The sequence below is a fragment of the Salmonella sp. SAL04214 genome (assembly GCF_046550615.1).
In the GTDB taxonomy this organism is placed as follows: domain Bacteria; phylum Pseudomonadota; class Gammaproteobacteria; order Enterobacterales; family Enterobacteriaceae; genus Salmonella; species Salmonella enterica.
This window is the reverse complement of sequence record NZ_JBGDXT010000001.1, coordinates 207719-223978: the sequence shown is the minus strand read 5'-3', so window position 1 is coordinate 223978 and position 16260 is coordinate 207719. Positions and strand designations below refer to the sequence as shown.

The following is a 16260-nucleotide window of genomic DNA, read 5'->3' as shown; positions in this document are numbered from 1 at the left end:
TTTTCTGTACATCGCCTGCGGCGACAAGGTTAACTGACGGCAACGCGAGTTACCGCAAGGAAGAACAGATGCGAATTTTACTGGTAGAAGATGACACACTTATTGGCGATGGCATAAAAGCGGGCCTGAGTAAAATGGGTTTCAGCGTCGACTGGTTTACCGAGGGACGTCCGGGCAAAGAGGCGCTTTACAGCGCGCCTTATGATGCGGTTATTTTAGATTTGACGCTGCCAGGCATGGACGGACGGGATATTTTGCGCGAATGGCGCGAAAAGGGTAAACAGGAACCGGTACTGATCCTGACGGCGCGCGACGCGTTAGCAGAGCGCGTCGAGGGGCTACGTCTGGGCGCCGATGACTATTTATGTAAACCTTTCGCGCTCATTGAGGTCGCCGCCCGTCTGGAGGCGCTGGTACGCCGCGCCAGCGGTCAGGCCAGTAGCGAATTGCGCCACGGCCAGGTGACGCTCAATCCAGGCAATCTCGTCGCGACGCTTGCCGGCGAACCGCTGGCCTTAAAACCAAAAGAGTTCGCGTTGCTGGAACTCTTACTGCGCAACAAAGGTCGCGTGCTGCCGCGCAAGCTTATTGAAGAGAAGCTGTATAACTGGGATGACGACGTGTCCAGCAATGCAGTGGAAGTCCATGTTCATCATTTACGCCGCAAGCTCGGCAGCGAATTTATTCGCACCGTACACGGCATCGGCTACACCCTGGGTGACGCATGAAATTGACGCAACGTCTCAGCCTGCGCGTCAGGCTGACGCTTATTTTCCTGATTCTGGTCTCCATCACCTGGGCAATCTCCAGTTTTGTGGCCTGGAGAAAGACGACGGATAATGTCGACGAGCTGTTTGACACGCAGTTGATGTTGTTCGCCAGACGGCTTAGCACCCTCGATCTTAACGAGATCAACGCCCCGCAGCGCATGGCGCATACGCCAAAGAAATTAAAACATGGGCATATCGATGACGATGCGCTGGCATTCGCCATCTTTTCCGCTGACGGCAAAATGTTGCTGCATGATGGCGACAACGGCCAGGATATTCCGTATCGCTATCGCCGGGAAGGTTTCGACAATGGCTATCTGAAGGATGACAACGACCTCTGGCGTTTTTTGTGGTTGAACTCGGTGGACGGTAAGTATCGTATCGTCGTCGGTCAGGAGTGGGATTACCGCGAAGATATGGCGCTGGCGATCGTGGCGGCGCAATTAACGCCGTGGCTGATCGCCCTTCCCTTCATGCTGCTGATTTTATTGCTCCTGCTTCACCGCGAGCTCAGACCGTTGAAAAAACTGGCACAGGCGCTACGCTTCCGGTCGCCGGAATCGGAAACGCCGCTCGACGCCAAAGGCGTACCGAGCGAGGTTCGCCCACTGGTCGAAGCGCTTAATCAGCTTTTTAGCCGCATCCACTCCATGATGGTGCGCGAACGGCGATTTACCTCCGACGCCGCCCATGAATTGCGCAGCCCGCTGGCCGCGCTGAAAGTACAAACCGAGGTGGCGCAGCTCTCGGGCGACGATCCGCTATCGCGTGATAAAGCGCTGACCCAGCTCCATGCGGGGATCGATCGCGCCACGCGGCTGGTCGATCAGCTACTGACGTTATCGCGTCTCGACTCGCTCAATAATTTGCAGGATGTAGCGGAGATTTCGCTGGAAGAGCTACTGCAGTCCGCGGTAATGGATATTTATCATCCGGCGCAGCAGGCGAATATCGACGTGCGTTTACAGCTTAACGCCCATGACGTCATACGTACCGGCCAGCCGCTACTCTTAAGCCTGTTAGTGCGTAACCTGCTGGATAATGCGATTCGCTACAGTCCGCAGGGCAGCGTCGTCGACGTTACCTTACATGCCCGCAGCTTCACCGTCAGAGATAATGGCCCCGGCGTAGCGCCAGAGATTCTGACGCATATCGGCGAGCGTTTTTACCGCCCGCCTGGCCAAAGTGTGACCGGCAGCGGTCTGGGATTATCAATCGTCCGCCGCATCGCTACGCTGCACGGCATGACGGTGTCGTTTGGCAACGCCGCGGAAGGTGGATTTGAGGCCGTAGTACGCTGGTAGCAGAGACTTTTGCCAAAAACGCAAAAGACTTTGCACATTTTGCTAATTTCACCGCACCGCCCGTCAGCGTAGAATCAGCAGCAAACGCATTTCTTGAGGACACAAAATGAGTAACATCCTGATTATCAACGGGGCGAAAAAATTCGCGCACTCCAACGGCCAGTTGAATGACACCCTGACCGAAGTTGCCGATGGGCTTCTGCGCGATCTGGGTCATCAGGTTAAGATCGTCCGCGCCGACAGCGACTATGACATTAAAGAAGAGGTGCAGAATTTCGTCTGGGCTGACGTGGTGATTTGGCAGATGCCAGGCTGGTGGATGGGCGCGCCATGGACAGTAAAAAAATATATGGATGATGTCTTTACCGAAGGTCACGGCACGCTCTATGCCAGCGATGGCCGCACGCGTTCCGATGCCGCTAAAAAGTACGGTTCCGGCGGTCTGGTGCAGGGGAAAAAATATATGCTGTCACTGACGTGGAACGCGCCGATGGAAGCATTTACCGAAAAAGATCAGTTTTTCCACGGCGTAGGCGTAGATGGCGTCTATCTGCCATTCCATAAAGCCAACCAGTTCCTGGGCATGGACGCGCTGCCAACGTTTATTGCCAACGACGTGATTAAAATGCCGGATGTTCCGCGCTATACCGCAGAATATCGCAAGCATCTGAGCGAAATTTTTGCTTAACTGGTCATCCTGGAATTAGAAGGAGTTAACCATGCTTACCGTCATTGCCGAAATTCGCACGCGTCCGGGCCAACATCACCGTCAGGCCGTCCTCGACCAGTTTGCGAAAATTATTCCAACCGTTCTTAAAGAAGAGGGGTGCCACGGTTACGCACCGATGGTGGATCATGCCGCGGGCGTGAGTTTTCAGACTCTGGCGCCTGACTCGATCGTGATGATTGAACAGTGGGAAAGCGTTGCGCACCTTGAGGCGCATCTGCAAACCCCGCATATGAAAGCCTATAGCGACGCGGTAAAAGACGATGTGCTGGAAATGAATATTCGTATTCTGGAATCCGGCGTTTAAGTTATTACCCTCGTCTGACGTCTCCCTGATGCGATGCGCAAGTGTCGCCATCAGGCTGCGGCGTCATGTCGGATTCGCTTATCCGGCCTGCGGCGCGCAGACCGGATAAAGCGTGCAAAAACCGTTACACGTCGAGATCCGCGAGATCGCCTTTTTCCTGTAGCCAGTTGCGTCGATCTTCAGAACGTTTCTTCGCCAGCAGCATATCCATCATCGCGTTAGTACGCTGATCGTCTTCATCGCTAATGGTGAGCTGCACCAGTCGGCGAGTATTTGGATCAAGCGTGGTTTCGCGTAACTGCATCGGGTTCATTTCACCCAGGCCTTTGAAACGCTGTACGTTCGGCTTGCCTTTCTTACGCTTCAGTTGTTCCAGTACGCCCGCCTTCTCTTCTTCCGTCAGCGCGTAATAGACCTCTTTACCCAAATCGATACGGTATAGCGGCGGCAGCGCGACGTAGACATGACCATTCTTCACCAGCGCGCGGAAATGTCTGACAAACAGCGCGCAAAGCAGAGTAGCGATATGCAAACCATCGGAGTCCGCATCCGCCAGGATGCAGATCTTGCCGTAGCGCAGCTGACTCAGATCGTCGCTGTCCGGATCGATACCGATCGCCACGGAAATATCATGCACCTCTTGCGAGGCCAGCACTTCATCGGAAGAGACCTCCCAGGTGTTAAGGATCTTACCTTTGAGCGGCATGATCGCCTGATATTCGCGATCGCGCGCCTGCTTGGCGGAACCGCCTGCCGAATCCCCTTCCACAAGGAACAGCTCGGTCCGATTAAGATCCTGCGCGGTACAGTCCGCCAGTTTCCCCGGCAACGCCGGACCGCTGGTGAGCTTTTTGCGCACCACTTTTTTTGCGGCGCGCAGTCGCCGCTGCGCGCTGGCAATCGCCATCTCTGCCAGTTGTTCCGCCGCCTGCACGTTCTGGTTCAGCCACAGGCTGAAAGCATCTTTCACCACGCCGGAAACAAATGCCGCACATTGACGCGACGACAGACGCTCTTTGGTCTGCCCGGCAAATTGCGGGTCCTGCATTTTCACGGAGAGCACATAAGCGCAGCGATCCCAGATATCTTCCGCCGACAGTTTGACGCCGCGCGGCAGAATATTGCGGTATTCGCAAAATTCGCGCATCGCGTCGAGCAGGCCCTGGCGCAGACCGTTGACGTGCGTCCCCCCCTGCATGGTCGGGATCAGGTTGACGTAGCTTTCCGTCAGTAATTCGCCGCCTTCCGGCAGCCACAATAGCGCCCAGTCAACCGCTTCCGTTTCACCGTTAAAATTACCGATAAACGGCTTTTCCGGCAGCGTCGGCAGGCCGTTTACCGCTTCGCCCAGATAGTCGTTCAGGCCATCCTGGTAGCACCAGCGCTGCTCGCTGTTATTCACTTCATCTTTAAAAGTGATTTCCACGCCGGGACACAGCACCGCTTTTGCTTTCAGAACGTGCATTAAGCGAGAGACAGAAAAACGCGGGCTGTCGAAGAAACTTTCGTCCGGCCAGAAATGGACGCTGGTGCCAGTATTACGTTTACCGCAGGTGCCGACAACCTGCAAATCCTGCACTTTTTCGCCGTTTTCAAACGCGATGTTATAGACCTGACCGTCGCGGCGCACGGTCACTTCCACGCGCTTTGACAGGGCATTCACTACCGAAATCCCCACCCCATGCAGACCACCAGAGAACTGATAGTTCTTATTGGAGAATTTACCGCCAGCATGAAGTCGACAGAGGATCAGTTCTACCGCCGGAACCCCCTCTTCCGGATGGATATCCACCGGCATCCCGCGTCCGTCGTCAATCACTTCCAGCGATTGATCGGCATGTAAAATGACATCCACGCGTTTGGCGTGACCTGCCAGTGCTTCATCCACACTATTATCAATCACTTCCTGACCCAAATGGTTGGGGCGGGTCGTATCGGTGTACATCCCCGGGCGGCGGCGTACCGGCTCAAGCCCAGTGAGTACCTCAATGGCATCAGCGTTATAAGTTTGCGTCATGGTTTAATTAGCAATTCGAATTGATTGTCAGCAACTGTGCAGTCCAAGAAAATCGACAATCTGGTTGAAATAATCTTCGAAGCCCGTGAATGCGTGATTACCACCCTCGGTCACTGTCTGACGGCAGGAGGCGTAATATGCCACCGCCTGGCGGTAATCCAGCACTTCATCGCCCGTCTGTTGCAGTAGCCAGATCAGGTCCGGCGCTTCCAGCGGGTCAATCTGCATGACTTTAAGATCATAAATATGGCGAGACTCTAGCACATATTGCTGCCCGGTGTAGGGGTTCTCGTTCTGACCGAGATAGTCGGTCAGTAATTCAAAGGGCCGCACGGCGGGATTCACCACCACAGCCGGCAGCATAAAACATTGCGACAGCCAGGTGGCGTAATAACCACCCAGCGACGATCCTACCAGCCCTAATGGCGCACCGCCATGCTCAAGCACGAGAGATTCCAGCAACTCCGCCGCATCGGCAGGATACGGCGGCAGCTGAGGGACGATCATCTCAACATGCGGATGGCGCTCCGCCAGCCAGTTTTTTAGCTGGCACGCTTTTGCCGAGCGAGGGGAACTGTTGAATCCGTGCAAATAGAGAAGCGTAGACATCAGTATCCTTCCGAAGCGGTATCGGGTCGGAACCGGGTATCCTGCAGGCGATGCACTTCCGTCTCCAGGACGCCGTTCGCCTGGAGCTCCAGCGTACGCCAGCCCGGCGCGATAGTATCCAGCGTAAAGTTCGCGCAGTGCGGTTTGAACTGTACGCAGGTTGACGGCGACGCCAGCAGACGGCGACCGTTCCAGTCAAGATCCAGCTCCTGGTGAATATGTCCGCATAACAGATATTTTACACGCGGGAAATTCGCCAGCACGCTATCCAGCTCACCGGCATTACGCAAGCTGTGCTGATCCAACCAACTGCACCCTGCCGGCAACGGATGGTGGTGCAAAAGGAGCAATGTCTGTCTCTCTGGCGCATCGGCGAGCTTACGCTCAAGCCATTCCAGTTGGAACTCGCTCAGTTCGCCATGCGGAACGCCAAACACCTGGCTATCCAGCAACAAAATCTGCCATTGTTCACCGATTAACACGCGTTTAGCCGGGGAAATCCCCGCCTCTTGCAGCGCGCTGTACATTGCTGGCTGAAAATCATGATTGCCCGGTAGCCAAACGCAAGGCGCGCGAAAGCTTGCGATACCCTCAGCAAAATGCTGATAAGCCGCAGCGGATTGATCCTGCGCCAGATCGCCGGTGGCCACGATCAGATCATATTCATACTGTTGCGCCCGAATAGCCTCCAGCACGGCCTGGTAACTTTCCCAGGTATTGACGCCTAACAGCGTTTCATGCTTTTCGGCAAACAGGTGAGTATCTGTAATTTGTAAAATCCTGACTCGGGCCTCACCAGCCAGAGGTAGGGTTAACAGGCTTTCCAAATGGTGTCCTTAGGTTTCACGACGCTAATAAACCGGAATCGCCATCGCTCCATGTGCTAAACAGAATCGTAGCCAGTCGGCCAGAAACTGATTAATTTGATGCTTTTCGTCGCGTTGATGCAACTTTTTATTTGGATAATCATACCGCGCTTTGAAGCGAAAGATCTGCTGGCTTGAACACACTTCAGCCACCATCGCATCATGGTAGAGGCGCACCGTCAGCGACGGCAGGCTCCAGTAGGTGATGGCTGGTGCCGTTTGCTCGATCGTTACAAGCGTAGTGTATCGGGTCGATTCCACAATCGTTAACCGATATTGTACGTTGCCCACCTGATAGCTCACCGTTTCACCGGGGGCGTCATTGCGCGGCAGCAGGCGGCGCAATTGCGAAAAATTGGTTTCGCACAAACGCATCATTTCTGGGAAGTCAGGTGTATAACGCTTCATTTTTTCCACTCGTTTTTTAACTCTTGATGATGCAACTGAAGCCATTGCAAAGCGATGACTGCGGCTGCGTTGTCGATTTTCCCCTCTTCTACCCACTGGTATGCCTGTTCCCGGCTTACCACATGAACCCGAATATCTTCGTTTTCATCCGCCAGACCATGAATACCTGCCGCGGTCGTGGCGTCCACTTCACCCACCAGAATAGATGAGCGCTCGCTGGTTCCTCCTGGACTCGCCAGGTAACTGATGACCGGTCGGGTGCGGCCTACGGTCAGCCCCGCTTCTTCCATCGCCTCCCGCCGGGCGACCGCCTCAATGGTTTCGCCTTCTTCTATCATGCCGGCGACCATCTCCAGCAGCCACGGCGTAACGCTTGTGTCATACGCGGCAATACGAATCTGTTCGACCAGCACCACCTCGTCGCGTTCAGGGTCAAAGGGTAGCAAGACGGCGGCGTGCCCGCGCTCAAAAATTTCGCGCTTTACCTCGCCACTCATTTCTCCGTTGAATAAACGATGGCGGAATCGATACACATCCAATGAAAAAAAACCGCGATAGCGCGTTTCCCGTGCAATAATTTCTACATCGCTTTTGGTGAAAGTAACTGGCAAGTTGTCTGATTTACGCATTGTGCTGCCCTGCTAGCAATAATGATTAAATGATGAATTTCAAGGGTGGTTGACTGCTGTTTTATCACCCTTGTGGTAAATTGGTGCCAATTAAGGCTCGTATGGCACGTAACGCCAACTTTTTGCAGTGGCGGATTCTGCTAGAATCAGCAATTATTTTTACAAATTGATCAGCGCTAAATACTGCTTCACAACAAGGAATGCAAATGAAGAAATTGCTCCCCATCCTTATCGGCCTGAGCCTGTCGGGGTTCAGCACACTAAGCCAGGCAGAGAACCTGATGCAAGTTTATCAGCAAGCACGCCTGAGCAACCCGGAATTGCGTAAATCCGCTGCCGATCGCGATGCTGCATTCGAAAAAATTAACGAAGCGCGTAGTCCTTTACTGCCGCAACTGGGTTTGGGTGCCGACTACACCTACAGCAACGGTTATCGCGATGCGAACGGTATCAACTCCAATGAAACCAGCGCTTCCCTGCAATTAACGCAGACGCTATTTGATATGTCGAAATGGCGTGGGCTCACCCTGCAAGAAAAAGCAGCAGGCATTCAGGATGTCACCTATCAGACCGATCAGCAGACGCTGATCCTCAATACCGCGAACGCGTATTTTAAGGTATTGAACGCTATTGATGTGCTTTCCTATACCCAGGCACAAAAAGAGGCTATCTACCGTCAGTTAGATCAAACGACGCAACGTTTTAACGTGGGTCTGGTCGCCATTACCGACGTGCAAAACGCCCGTGCGCAATATGATACCGTACTGGCGAATGAAGTGACCGCCCGCAACAACCTGGATAACGCGGTAGAAGGGCTGCGCCAGGTAACCGGCAATTATTACCCGGAGCTGGCATCGCTTAACGTCGAGCATTTTAAAACCGACAAACCCAAAGCTGTTAATGCGCTGCTGAAGGAAGCGGAAAACCGTAACCTGTCGCTGTTGCAGGCACGTTTAAGTCAGGATCTGGCGCGCGAGCAAATCCGTCAGGCGCAGGATGGCCATCTGCCGACGCTGAATTTAACGGCCTCAACCGGCATTTCTGATACCTCTTATAGCGGTTCTAAAACCAACTCCACCCAGTACGACGATAGCAACATGGGGCAGAATAAAATCGGCCTGAACTTCTCCCTGCCGCTGTATCAAGGCGGGATGGTTAACTCGCAGGTAAAACAGGCGCAGTATAACTTCGTCGGCGCAAGCGAACAGCTGGAAAGCGCGCACCGTAGCGTGGTGCAGACCGTACGTTCTTCCTTTAACAATATTAACGCCTCCATCAGCAGCATCAACGCGTATAAACAGGCAGTCGTTTCCGCGCAAAGTTCTTTGGATGCAATGGAAGCCGGTTACTCGGTCGGTACACGTACCATTGTTGACGTACTGGATGCCACCACCACTCTGTATGATGCCAAGCAGCAACTGGCCAACGCGCGTTATACCTATTTGATTAATCAGTTAAATATCAAATATGCGCTCGGTACGCTGAACGAGCAGGATCTGCTCGCGCTTAACAGTACGTTGGGTAAACCTATCCCGACGTCGCCGGAAAGCGTAGCGCCGGAAACGCCAGATCAGGATGCTGCCGCAGACGGTTATAATGCTCATAGCGCCGCGCCGGCAGTACAGCCGACCGCCGCTCGCGCCAACAGCAATAACGGCAATCCATTCCGGCATTGATAAGTTATTCGCTGGCGCTGCGCTTATCAGACCTGTGCCCTTGTAGGTCTGGTAAGCGCAGCGCTACCTGTCATGAAGCCGCACCTGAACGTAAGACAACGTAAAGATCCTGCTATTCCGCCGCATTCTCGCCTTTTCTCGCTTCAATTTCGACCAGTCATCCTCTATTCTGAACGCATGTTGTATTTACCACTGGGTCCTGGAAGACAAATATGAAACGGACAAAATCCATCCATCACGCATCATTTCGCAAAAGCTGGAGCGCGCGGCATTTAACGCCGGTCGCCCTGGCGGTTACGGCTGTTTTTATGCTGGCTGGCTGTGAAAAAAGCGATGAAACCGTATCGCTGTATCAAAACGCTGATGACTGTTCAGCGGCGAATCCGGGCAAAAGCGCGGAATGTACAACCGCGTATAACAATGCGCTGAAAGAGGCCGAACGTACTGCGCCTAAGTACGCTACACGCGAAGATTGCGTCGCTGAGTTTGGCGAAGGTCAGTGCCAGCAAGCGCCTGCACAGGCTGGCATGGCGCCGGAAAATCAGGCGCAGGCCCAACAATCCAGCGGCAGTTTCTGGATGCCGCTTATGGCAGGTTACATGATGGGGCGTCTGATGGGCGGCGGCGCAGGCTTTGCGCAACAGCCGCTGTTTAGCTCGAAAAACCCGGCCAGCCCTGCATACGGCAAATATACCGATGCGGCAGGTAAAAACTACGGCGCGGCGCAACCGGGCCGGACAATGACCGTACCGAAAACCGCTATGGCGCCAAAACCGGCCACCACAACAACCGTTACCCGCGGCGGTTTTGGCGAATCCGTCGCCAAACAGAGCACCATGCAGCGTAGCGCTGCCGGTACTTCAACACGTTCGATGGGCGGCTGATACGCATGGAAAGAGTCAGTATTACCGAGCGCCCGGACTGGCGCGATAAAGCGACTGAATACGGGTTTAATTTTCACACTATGTATGGTGAACCGTACTGGTGTGAAGACGCTTATTACAAGTTAACGCTCGCCCAGGTGGAAAAACTGGAAGACGTTACCGCCGAGCTGCACCAGATGTGCCTCAAGGTAGTAGAACGCGTCATCGCCAGCGATGAGCTGATGACGAAGTTTCGTATTCCAAAACATACCTGGGGTTTTGTTCGCCAGTCCTGGCAAACGCAACAACCGTCGCTCTATTCCCGCCTCGATTTGGCCTGGGACGGCATCGGCGAGCCTAAGCTGCTCGAAAATAATGCCGACACGCCAACATCGCTGTATGAAGCGGCGTTTTTTCAGTGGATTTGGCTGGAAGATCAGATCAACGCGGGCAATCTGCCGGAAGGCAGCGATCAGTTTAATAGCCTGCAGGAAAAGCTGATCGAACGCTTTGCTGAACTTCGCGAGCAGTACGGTTTTCAGTTGCTGCATCTCACCTGCTGTCGCGATACGGTTGAGGATCGCGGCACCATTCAGTATTTACAGGACTGCGCGGCCGAAGCGGAAATCGCCACCGAATTTCTCTATATCGACGATATTGGTCTGGGGGAAAAAGGCCAATTTACGGATCTGCAGGATCAGGTCATTGCGAACCTGTTCAAGCTCTATCCGTGGGAATTTATGCTGCGCGAGATGTTTTCCACCAAGCTGGAAGATGCCGGCGTGCGCTGGCTGGAACCGGCCTGGAAAAGCATTATCTCCAATAAAGCGTTATTGCCGCTGTTGTGGGAGATGTTCCCGGACCATCCGAATCTGTTGCCTGCGTATTTCGCCGAAGACGAACATCCGCCAATGGATAAATATGTCGTGAAACCGATCTTCTCCCGCGAAGGGGCGAACGTATCGATTATTGAAAACGGTAAAACGATCGAATCCGTGGAAGGCCCGTATGGCGAAGAGGGTATGATCGTGCAACAGTTCTATCCGCTGCCAAAATTCGGCGACAGTTACACCCTGATTGGTAGCTGGCTGATTAACGATCAGCCCGCCGGAATTGGTATCCGTGAAGATCGGGCGCTGATCACCCAGGATCTCTCCCGCTTCTATCCGCATATTTTTGTCGAAGGATAGATTTTCCTGTAAGCCCGATGCGCGTAGCGCCATCGGGCAATCATTCCGCGCCTTATCCGGCCTACCCCACCTGCACCGACAACATACTTATACTGCCCATCTCAATACCGTCGACCGGGATGGTGATAGGTTCCTTGCCGTCCCAGGCGCCAAGTATATACAGCAAAGGTAAAAAGTGCTCCGGCGTCGGGTTCGATAAGGCCCCCCCTTCATGTTGCAGATAATTCACCAGCGGATGCTGTTCTACCGGCCCCTGCCACGTCAGATTGGCTTTCACAAAGTCATTAAATGACGCCGCCCAGGGATACGGTATATTGTCACCGTGCCAACGCACAGTCCGCAGGTTATGAACCACATTCCCGCTGGCCACCAGCATCACGCCTTCGTCACGCAGCGTCGCCAGTTTACGGCCCAACTCAAAATGCCATGCCGCCGGTTTGGTACTATCAACACTAAGCTGCACCATCGGGATATCCGCATTCGGGTACATCTTGATCAATACGCCCCAGGAGCCGTGATCAAATCCCCACGCTTCTTTATCGAGCGAGACGGGAACGGGAGCCAACAGTTCAACCAGACGCTGCGCCAGCGCAGGCGATCCCGGGGCCGGATAATGCGTGTCATACAGCGCCTGCGGAAAACCGCCAAAATCATGGAGAGTTTGCGGCCTTTCCATCGCTGTGACGCCCGTCCCACGGGTATACCAGTGCGCCGACACCACCACTATCGCCTGTGGTCGCGGTAGGGCTTCCCCCAATCGCCGCCAGGCGCGGGTATAATCGTTATCGTCCAGCACGTTCATCGGGCTGCCATGCCCCAAAAACAATGCTGGCATACACGTTAAAGACATGATGTTATCCTTACAGGAAAGACATTTTGTTAACATCACCATACGCTTTCTTCACAGAGGAAGAACTCAGATAACTATGATGAAGATCATCAGTTATTTTGAAGGTCAGGTTCGGACGGCAAATTGATAAGGAGTAATGGATGTCAGTACCACTTATTCTGACCTTACTGGCGGGCGCCGCCACCTTTATTGGCGCGTTTCTTGGCGTTCTCGGCCAAAAACCGTCTAACCGCGTGCTGGCTTTTTCGCTGGGCTTCGCCGCAGGGATCATGCTGCTTATCTCGCTGATGGAGATGCTGCCCGCCGCGCTTGATACCGAGGGGATGTCGCCTGTACTGGGCTACGGAATGTTTATTATCGGCCTGTTGGGCTACTTCGGGCTGGACCGCCTGCTTCCTCACGCTCATCCGCAGGATCTGGTGCAAAAAAGGCAGCAGCCGCTTCCCGGCTCGATAAAACGCACTGCGATTTTATTGACGCTCGGCATTAGCCTGCATAACTTTCCGGAAGGGATCGCCACCTTTGTCACTGCCAGCAGCAATCTTGAACTGGGTTTCGGCATCGCACTGGCGGTGGCGTTGCACAATATTCCTGAAGGTCTGGCGGTTGCCGGCCCGGTTTATGCCGCGACGGGCTCAAAACGTACCGCGATTTTTTGGGCCGGTATCTCCGGCATGGCGGAAATTTTTGGCGGCGTGCTGGCGTGGCTGATTTTGGGCAGCCTGGTTTCGCCAATCGTTATGGCGGCTATCATGGCAGCAGTCGCCGGTATTATGGTGGCGCTCTCCGTCGATGAACTGATGCCGCTGGCAAAAGAGATCGATCCTAACAATAACCCCAGCTATGGCGTGCTTTGCGGTATGTCCATCATGGGGCTCAGTCTCGTCATTTTGCAGACGATAGGTATCGGTTAAGAGAAACGTCGCGCCGGATGCAGGCCTTTAGCCAGGCAACATCCGGCTGCCCGTCAAGAATATGCGCTATTTCTGCTCATTCATCACGCTGTCGCCTTCGCTCGTCTGGCGAAAACGTTTCGTTCGCGCTTCAAGTAATGCATCTCTGTCCTGCCGAAACGCTCTGCAATAACGCTTCATATGGCAAATATATCCTACTACCACCAGAACGATTAATATTATCCAATACCAGGCAATAAACATCCTTTTTACCCTTAAAATTTAACATCACTAAACATTTAACGTTAAAATTTTACATACCCTTATTTTGACGTATTCATATACTGGCATATTTGTGGAACAAATAAATGATTTTGATCATATAAATCAGTGGTGAAACACAATAATGAAAGAGGTATTAAGCAGAAAACAATGTCGATAAGATCACACTTCGTACTAATTTATATTGTTCTTAAAATATCACACTCCTACTATCGACTCACTCAGGCAATTAAAAAATATTGATACAGAATATACTTTAAAATAAGTAACAGCATCATGACTTATATTTAAAGACCAATCATTTACCTCATTTATTATTCATAAAAACATAGTATATTCAGAAGTATTATATTTAGAAGTTGTATATAAGGAGATATATCCATGTTTGACCAATACCGGAAAACAATACTTGCCGGCGCCGTCGCACTGACATGCGGACTCACCGCAGCCAGTACGTTTGCCGCAGGTTTTCAACCGGCGCAGCCCGCAGGGAAATTAGGCGCAGTCGTTGTCGATCCTTACGGTAATGCCCCTCTCACCGCACTGGTGGAATTAGATAGCCATGTTATTTCAGACGTTAAAGTTACTGTACATGGCAAAGGGGAAAAAGGCGTTCCCGTTACTTATACCGTTGGGAAAGAGTCTTTAGAAACCTATGACGGTATTCCTATTTTTGGCCTTTATCAGAAATTTGCCAACAACGTCACGGTAGAATATAAAGAAAACGGCAAAGCCATGAAGGATGACTATGTGGTGCAGACGTCCGCCATCGTCAACCATTATATGGATAACCGTTCTATTTCAGATCTCCAGCAAACGAAAGTTATTAAAGTCGCGCCAGGATTTGAAGATCGCCTTTATCTGGTAAATACCCATACCTTTACGCCGCAGGGCGCTGAATTTCACTGGCACGGCGAAAAAGATAAAAATGCGGGCATTCTTGATGCCGGCCCGGCGGGCGGGGCTTTGCCTTTCGATATCGCCCCTTATACGTTTGTGGTCGACACCCAGGGTGAATATCGCTGGTGGCTGGATCAAGATACCTTCTACGACGGCCACGATATGAATATCAACAAACGCGGCTACCTGATGGGTATTCGTGAAACGCCTCGCGGCACCTTTACCGCGGTGCAGGGCCAACACTGGTACGAGTTTGACATGATGGGGCAAATTCTTGCCGATCATAAACTGCCGCGCGGGTTCCTGGATGCGTCTCATGAATCCATCGAAACCGTGAACGGCACCGTACTGCTGCGCGTCGGCAAACGCGATTACCGCAAAGAAGACGGCATACATGTTCATACTATTCGTGACCAAATCATTGAGGTTGATAAGTCTGGCCGCGTAGTAGACGTTTGGGATTTAACCAAAATCCTCGACCCTATGCGTGATGCGCTGCTCGGCGCGCTGGATGCGGGCGCAGTATGCGTGAACGTCGATCTGGCCCATGCCGGACAGCAGGCGAAACTCGAACCGGATACGCCGTATGGCGATGCGCTTGGCGTTGGTGCCGGTCGTAACTGGGCGCACGTCAACTCTATCGCTTATGACGCGAAAGACGACTCCATCATCCTTTCTTCCCGCCATCAGGGTATTGTAAAAATTGGTCGCGATAAGCAGGTGAAATGGATACTGGCACCGTCTAAAGGCTGGAATAAGCAGCTAGCCAGTAAATTGCTGAAACCGGTAGACGATCATGGTAAGCCGTTGACCTGTGACGAAAACGGCAAGTGTAAGGACACCGATTTCGATTTCACCTATACCCAACATACGGCATGGCTTTCCAGCAAAGGCACGTTAACGGTCTTTGATAACGGCGATGGTCGCGGCCTGGAGCAACCGGCTCTACCGACCATGAAATATTCCCGTTATGTCGAATATAAGATCGATGAGAAGAAAGGCACCGTACAACAAGTTTGGGAATACGGTAAAGAACGTGGATATGATTTCTATAGTCCTATTACCTCGGTTGTTGAATATCAAAAAGACCGCGACACCATGTTCGGCTTTGGCGGTTCTATTAACCTGTTCGACGTTGGTAAACCCACAGTCGGCAAACTGAATGAGATTGACTATAAAACGAAAGAAGTGAAAGTTGAAATTGATGTGCTGTCGGATAAGCCCAACCAGACGCACTATCGTGCGTTACTGGTTCATCCAACGCAAATGTTTAAATAAATCACGGGAAGGAATTAATATGTCATCTAAATGGATTACCTCTTTATTTAAAAGCGTAGTATTAACCGCGGCATTGGTCACTCCTTTTGCGGCATCGGCTTTTACCGAGGGCACAGATTATATGGTTCTGGAGAAACCGATTCCTAATGCGGATAAAACGCTGATTAAGGTATTTAGCTACGCCTGCCCTTTCTGCTACAAATATGACAAAGCCGTAACAGGTCCGGTTTCTGATAAAGTAGCCGATCTCGTTACGTTCACTCCGTTCCACCTGGAAACAAAAGGCGAATATGGCAAACAGGCCAGCGAAGTATTTGCAGTCCTGATCGCCAAAGATAAAGCTGCCGGGATTTCGTTATTTGATGCTAAATCACAATTCAAAAAAGCGAAGTTCGCCTGGTACGCGGCTTACCATGATAAGAAAGAGCGCTGGTCAGATGGGAAAGATCCGGCGGCATTTATTAAAACCGGGCTGGACGCCGCAGGCATGAGCCAGGCTGATTTTGAAGCGGCGCTGAAAGATCCTGCCGTTCAGGAGACTCTGGAAAAATGGAAAGCCGCCTATGACGTTGCCAAAATTCAGGGTGTTCCGGCTTACGTCGTCAACGGCAAGTACCTTATCTATACCAAAAACATCAAATCCATCGATTCTATGGCTGAACTCGTTCGGGAACTGGCCACTAAAAAATAA

At 52.4% G+C, this 16260-nt stretch carries 18 protein-coding genes; 11 read left to right on the top strand and 7 right to left on the bottom strand.

All coding sequences use genetic code 11. The features are described from left to right. Positions 1 to 68: 68 nt before the first annotated feature. The 4 genes from qseB to ACLJQD_RS01100 all read left to right on the top strand — a co-directional run bounded on the left by qseB (position 69) and on the right by ACLJQD_RS01100 (position 3108). Positions 69 to 728 carry a quorum sensing response regulator transcription factor QseB gene (gene qseB / locus ACLJQD_RS01115; RefSeq protein WP_001221574.1) on the top strand — a complete coding sequence of 220 codons (660 nt, stop codon included), beginning with the start codon at positions 69 to 71 and terminating at the stop codon, positions 726 to 728. Continuing rightward, positions 725 to 2074, top strand: a complete 1350-nt coding sequence (gene qseC, locus ACLJQD_RS01110; protein WP_017441055.1) for a quorum sensing histidine kinase QseC — start codon at positions 725 to 727, stop codon at positions 2072 to 2074. Before qseB ends, qseC begins: the two co-directional genes overlap by 4 nt. 106 nt (positions 2075 to 2180) lie before the next feature. Further along, positions 2181 to 2762 carry an NAD(P)H-dependent oxidoreductase gene (locus ACLJQD_RS01105; protein WP_000065416.1) on the top strand — a complete coding sequence of 194 codons (582 nt, stop codon included), beginning with the start codon at positions 2181 to 2183 and terminating at the stop codon, positions 2760 to 2762. 31 nt (positions 2763 to 2793) lie between these two features. Continuing rightward, positions 2794 to 3108, top strand: coding sequence for a putative quinol monooxygenase (locus ACLJQD_RS01100; protein ID WP_000958587.1), 315 nt, complete (start codon positions 2794 to 2796; stop codon positions 3106 to 3108). Between the two features lie 124 nt (positions 3109 to 3232). Here the strand turns inward: ACLJQD_RS01100 and parE are convergent, their stop codons facing one another. Genes parE through nudF form a run of 5 tightly spaced genes read right to left on the bottom strand, consistent with a single transcriptional unit; the run spans position 3233 to position 7637 of the window. Then, complete coding sequence (gene parE, locus ACLJQD_RS01095; protein WP_000195318.1) at positions 3233 to 5125, bottom strand: DNA topoisomerase IV subunit B; 1893 nt, start codon at positions 5123 to 5125, stop codon at positions 3233 to 3235. A gap of 27 nt (positions 5126 to 5152) precedes the next feature. Next, positions 5153 to 5734 (bottom strand): esterase YqiA, encoded by a 582-nt coding sequence (gene yqiA, locus ACLJQD_RS01090; protein ID WP_000105725.1) that lies wholly within the window; start codon positions 5732 to 5734, stop codon positions 5153 to 5155. Continuing rightward, the gene (gene cpdA / locus ACLJQD_RS01085; RefSeq protein WP_000444734.1) at positions 5734 to 6561 is read right to left on the bottom strand and encodes a 3',5'-cyclic-AMP phosphodiesterase; all 828 of its coding nucleotides are present in this window, start codon (positions 6559 to 6561) and stop codon (positions 5734 to 5736) included. The genes yqiA and cpdA overlap by 1 nt, the downstream gene beginning before the upstream one ends. Positions 6562 to 6585: 24 nt before the next feature. Continuing rightward, positions 6586 to 7008 (bottom strand): DUF1249 family protein, encoded by a 423-nt coding sequence (locus ACLJQD_RS01080; protein ID WP_000833404.1) that lies wholly within the window; start codon positions 7006 to 7008, stop codon positions 6586 to 6588. Then, positions 7005 to 7637, bottom strand: a complete 633-nt coding sequence (gene nudF, locus ACLJQD_RS01075) for an ADP-ribose diphosphatase (protein ID WP_001231950.1) — start codon at positions 7635 to 7637, stop codon at positions 7005 to 7007. The genes ACLJQD_RS01080 and nudF overlap by 4 nt, the downstream gene beginning before the upstream one ends. 200 nt (positions 7638 to 7837) lie before the next feature. Here nudF and tolC point away from each other — a divergent pair, with 200 nt between their 5' ends. From tolC to ACLJQD_RS01055, 4 genes are all read left to right on the top strand, one after another. Then, complete coding sequence (gene tolC / locus ACLJQD_RS01070) at positions 7838 to 9313, top strand: outer membrane channel protein TolC (RefSeq protein ID WP_072103477.1); 1476 nt, start codon at positions 7838 to 7840, stop codon at positions 9311 to 9313. Further along, positions 9310 to 9417: an SEC-C metal-binding domain-containing protein gene (locus ACLJQD_RS01065; protein ID WP_108630541.1), complete on the top strand. Its 108-nt coding sequence runs from the start codon at positions 9310 to 9312 to the stop codon at positions 9415 to 9417. Before tolC ends, ACLJQD_RS01065 begins: the two co-directional genes overlap by 4 nt. A 108-nt stretch (positions 9418 to 9525) precedes the next feature. After that, the gene (locus ACLJQD_RS01060; protein ID WP_000831528.1) at positions 9526 to 10197 is read left to right on the top strand and encodes a DUF1190 family protein; all 672 of its coding nucleotides are present in this window, start codon (positions 9526 to 9528) and stop codon (positions 10195 to 10197) included. Positions 10198 to 10202: 5 nt separating this feature from the next. Beyond that, complete coding sequence (locus ACLJQD_RS01055) at positions 10203 to 11366, top strand: glutathionylspermidine synthase family protein (RefSeq protein ID WP_000442833.1); 1164 nt, start codon at positions 10203 to 10205, stop codon at positions 11364 to 11366. A 61-nt stretch (positions 11367 to 11427) separates the two neighbouring features. Here the strand turns inward: ACLJQD_RS01055 and ygiD are convergent, their stop codons facing one another. Continuing rightward, complete coding sequence (gene ygiD / locus ACLJQD_RS01050; protein WP_001536714.1) at positions 11428 to 12216, bottom strand: 4,5-DOPA dioxygenase extradiol; 789 nt, start codon at positions 12214 to 12216, stop codon at positions 11428 to 11430. Positions 12217 to 12356: 140 nt separating this feature from the next. Between ygiD and zupT the strand changes: the two genes are divergently transcribed. Then, complete coding sequence (zupT, locus tag ACLJQD_RS01045) at positions 12357 to 13130, top strand: zinc transporter ZupT (protein ID WP_017441053.1); 774 nt, start codon at positions 12357 to 12359, stop codon at positions 13128 to 13130. A gap of 66 nt (positions 13131 to 13196) precedes the next feature. Here the strand turns inward: zupT and ACLJQD_RS01040 are convergent, their stop codons facing one another. Beyond that, positions 13197 to 13373, bottom strand: a complete 177-nt coding sequence (locus ACLJQD_RS01040) for a hypothetical protein (protein WP_000469259.1) — start codon at positions 13371 to 13373, stop codon at positions 13197 to 13199. A gap of 399 nt (positions 13374 to 13772) precedes the next feature. Between ACLJQD_RS01040 and ACLJQD_RS01035 the strand changes: the two genes are divergently transcribed. Together ACLJQD_RS01035 and ACLJQD_RS01030 are read left to right on the top strand one after the other, a co-directional pair. After that, positions 13773 to 15569 (top strand): aryl-sulfate sulfotransferase, encoded by a 1797-nt coding sequence (locus ACLJQD_RS01035; RefSeq protein WP_017441052.1) that lies wholly within the window; start codon positions 13773 to 13775, stop codon positions 15567 to 15569. A 19-nt stretch (positions 15570 to 15588) separates the two neighbouring features. Continuing rightward, the gene (locus tag ACLJQD_RS01030) at positions 15589 to 16260 is read left to right on the top strand and encodes a thiol:disulfide interchange protein DsbA/DsbL (RefSeq protein ID WP_000096230.1); all 672 of its coding nucleotides are present in this window, start codon (positions 15589 to 15591) and stop codon (positions 16258 to 16260) included.

Coding starts and splice junctions, on each gene's coding strand:
- ACLJQD_RS01060 (WP_000831528.1), top strand. CDS start 9,526: ATGAAACGGACAAAATCCATCCATCACGCATCATTTCGCAAAAGCTGG.
- ACLJQD_RS01030 (WP_000096230.1), top strand. CDS start 15,589: ATGTCATCTAAATGGATTACCTCTTTATTTAAAAGCGTAGTATTAACC.
- ACLJQD_RS01100 (WP_000958587.1), top strand. CDS start 2,794: ATGCTTACCGTCATTGCCGAAATTCGCACGCGTCCGGGCCAACATCAC.
- ygiD (WP_001536714.1), bottom strand. CDS start 12,216: ATGTCTTTAACGTGTATGCCAGCATTGTTTTTGGGGCATGGCAGCCCG.
- tolC (WP_072103477.1), top strand. CDS start 7,838: ATGCAAATGAAGAAATTGCTCCCCATCCTTATCGGCCTGAGCCTGTCG.
- zupT (WP_017441053.1), top strand. CDS start 12,357: ATGTCAGTACCACTTATTCTGACCTTACTGGCGGGCGCCGCCACCTTT.
- ACLJQD_RS01080 (WP_000833404.1), bottom strand. CDS start 7,008: ATGAAGCGTTATACACCTGACTTCCCAGAAATGATGCGTTTGTGCGAA.
- yqiA (WP_000105725.1), bottom strand. CDS start 5,734: ATGTCTACGCTTCTCTATTTGCACGGATTCAACAGTTCCCCTCGCTCG.
- qseC (WP_017441055.1), top strand. CDS start 725: ATGAAATTGACGCAACGTCTCAGCCTGCGCGTCAGGCTGACGCTTATT.
- ACLJQD_RS01040 (WP_000469259.1), bottom strand. CDS start 13,373: ATGTTTATTGCCTGGTATTGGATAATATTAATCGTTCTGGTGGTAGTA.
- ACLJQD_RS01035 (WP_017441052.1), top strand. CDS start 13,773: ATGTTTGACCAATACCGGAAAACAATACTTGCCGGCGCCGTCGCACTG.
- ACLJQD_RS01055 (WP_000442833.1), top strand. CDS start 10,203: ATGGAAAGAGTCAGTATTACCGAGCGCCCGGACTGGCGCGATAAAGCG.
- ACLJQD_RS01105 (WP_000065416.1), top strand. CDS start 2,181: ATGAGTAACATCCTGATTATCAACGGGGCGAAAAAATTCGCGCACTCC.
- parE (WP_000195318.1), bottom strand. CDS start 5,125: ATGACGCAAACTTATAACGCTGATGCCATTGAGGTACTCACTGGGCTT.
- qseB (WP_001221574.1), top strand. CDS start 69: ATGCGAATTTTACTGGTAGAAGATGACACACTTATTGGCGATGGCATA.
- nudF (WP_001231950.1), bottom strand. CDS start 7,637: ATGCGTAAATCAGACAACTTGCCAGTTACTTTCACCAAAAGCGATGTA.